The sequence below is a fragment of the Wolbachia endosymbiont of Cardiocondyla obscurior genome (assembly GCF_902713635.1).
Classification (GTDB): domain Bacteria; phylum Pseudomonadota; class Alphaproteobacteria; order Rickettsiales; family Anaplasmataceae; genus Wolbachia; species Wolbachia pipientis.
On the sequence record NZ_CACTIU010000103.1, the window covers coordinates 1 to 2,219 of the forward strand.

Genomic DNA, 2,219 nt, shown 5'->3' on the forward strand with positions numbered 1-2,219 from the left:
CATGACACCCTGACAACCGTCATCCCGCTACGTGTTAGCGGGATCTAGAGATACCGCGAATGAATCGCGGTATGACGTAGAAGGATGATATCATCCCAGTGCTTGACACTGGGATCCAGTTTTCCATATAATCTCATCGAAAATGTTGTAACCACTTTCTATGCTAGTTTGCTTGCTCACAAGCAAACTTTCCTGGATCCAAGTAGTCAAGGCACTGGGATGACAAAGAAATAGGCACTGGGATGACAGGAGAAGGAGGCTACTTTCATGACACCATTCTTTTTTCTGGATCCAAGTAGTCAAGGCACTGGGATGACACCCTTTTGGATGGAAAGCTACTTGCATGACATCATCATAAAGTAAACCAGTGTCAGCTACTCGGATGACACCCTCTTGGATGGAGACCAGTGTCAGCTACTTTCATGACAAGAAGAGGGTACTGGAATGACAAAGTGGAGGGTCTGCTTCTGTCATCCTATGATAGCTAAAAAGACCTGGATTCCAGCGTCACGCGCTGGAATGACATTGTAGGGTGTTATCCGAGTCCTTTTTTTCGTCATCCGAGGACCGTATGACGTCATCCAAGTAGCGTGACTACTTGGATCTAGCGCTGAATTACCAATCCGCAGAAATTGGAACATCTGCTTCGCCTGGAATCTCAAATCGCGGTTGTGACATTACTTCCCTTACAGCATTTTGAAATCCTGTATCACTAGCATTGACATTCATTGCAACGCTTGTTTTGAAATTGTCATTGCTTGTGAGTCTAGTAAATATTGCATCCTCTGATAGAATTAGCCCTCTACTGTTTAAGAACTGTTTTGCTGTTTGTTCAGTTCCAACATTATACTCTGCTTTATCTGTGCTAGCTATGGCGTCCCCCAATTTATCCACTAAAATTGATTTGTCGCCGTCTTGTGCAGGAAGTATAGCTTCCGCGAAAGCTTTCTTGTTTGCTGCATCTGTAAGGTTGGAAGCATCGATTTTAGCAAACGCAGTATCTGCTACTGATTTAGTATAAACCTTCTTAGTATCATCAGTACCAACTGTTGCAAGAGCAGGAACTAGAACATCCACGACAGCTTTTTCTGCAACTTTTGTTCCAAGATCTGCAGTTTTAACAAAAGGATATTTATCAGCTAAGAAATCTTTTGCTATCTTTAAATTAGCAAGGTCTGTACCATACACTTTATCGTTAGCATCATTTTTAACCCTGTCCAAAGCTTCCCCAAGTTTATTTACTAAAATTGATTTTTTGTTATCTTCTGCAGGAAGTATAGCTTCCGCGAAAGCTTTTTTGTTTGCTGCCTCTGTAAGGTTGGAAGCATCGATTTTAGCAAACGCAGTATCTGCTACTGATTTAGTATAAACCTTCTTAGTATCATCAGTACCAACTGTTGCAAGAGCAGGAACTAGAACATCCACGACAGCTTTTTCTGCAACTTTTGCTCCAAGATCTGCAGTTTTAACAAAAGGATATTTATCAGCTAAGAAAGCTTTTGCTGCTTGATTGCTACTAGCACCATACACTGCATCGGCAGCATCAAGAAATCCTCCTAATTTATCCACTAGAGCTGATTTTTTATTGTTATCTTGTACAGCAAGTATTGCATCTGCTAAAGCTTTTCCTTTATCTGCTTGAGTTGAAATATTGGAACCATCAGTTTTAACAAATGCAGTATTTGCAGCAGTTTTAGTATAAACACCACTATTACCAACACCTGCTGCGAGCTTTTCTACTAAAGCATTTATAAAAGCACCGTCGTCTATGAGCTCTTGTTCTGTCTTAGCATTCAATTGATCACCTAACGCCATATCACACTCTCCGTTAATTATAAAAACCATAGCATGCATGAAAAAAGTATAATTTTCGTTAATGCTAGATTTTACATAAGTTTTTTTTGAGGTTTGTCGTTCCAGAATTCTTCTCTTGCTATCCCAGTCCCCTCTCCTGTCATCCGAGTAGCTGACACTGGGATCCAGTTTTCCATATAATCTCATCGAAAATGTTGTAACCACTTTCTATACTAGTTTGCTTGCTCACAAGCAAACTTTCCTGGATCCCAGTGGGCTTTGTTGCATAGCAGCAGAAAAATTAGTGATTACTGACAAAATTCATTATAAATAGCGATTTAACTGTTGAAGAAAAAATATGCCACAAAAAATGAGGGTCAGTAACCATAGCGAATATAACAAATTTCTAGAAAAAAGAGGAAATA

3 protein-coding genes are annotated in these 2,219 nt (G+C 39.9%); all 3 read right to left on the minus strand.

The features are described 5' to 3' along the window. Positions 1 to 90 precede the first annotated feature (90 nt). The gene (locus WOCAOBSORBRA_RS05905; protein ID WP_155969423.1) at positions 91 to 345 is read right to left on the minus strand and encodes a hypothetical protein; all 255 of its coding nucleotides are present in this window, start codon (positions 343 to 345) and stop codon (positions 91 to 93) included. A gap of 125 nt (positions 346 to 470) precedes the next feature. Further along, complete coding sequence (locus WOCAOBSORBRA_RS05910) at positions 471 to 641, minus strand: hypothetical protein (protein ID WP_174516146.1); 171 nt, start codon at positions 639 to 641, stop codon at positions 471 to 473. Next, positions 616 to 2,001, minus strand: coding sequence for a hypothetical protein (locus tag WOCAOBSORBRA_RS05915; RefSeq protein WP_174516147.1), 1,386 nt, complete (start codon positions 1,999 to 2,001; stop codon positions 616 to 618). Before WOCAOBSORBRA_RS05915 ends, WOCAOBSORBRA_RS05910 begins: the two co-directional genes overlap by 26 nt. Positions 2,002 to 2,219: the final 218 nt, after the last annotated feature.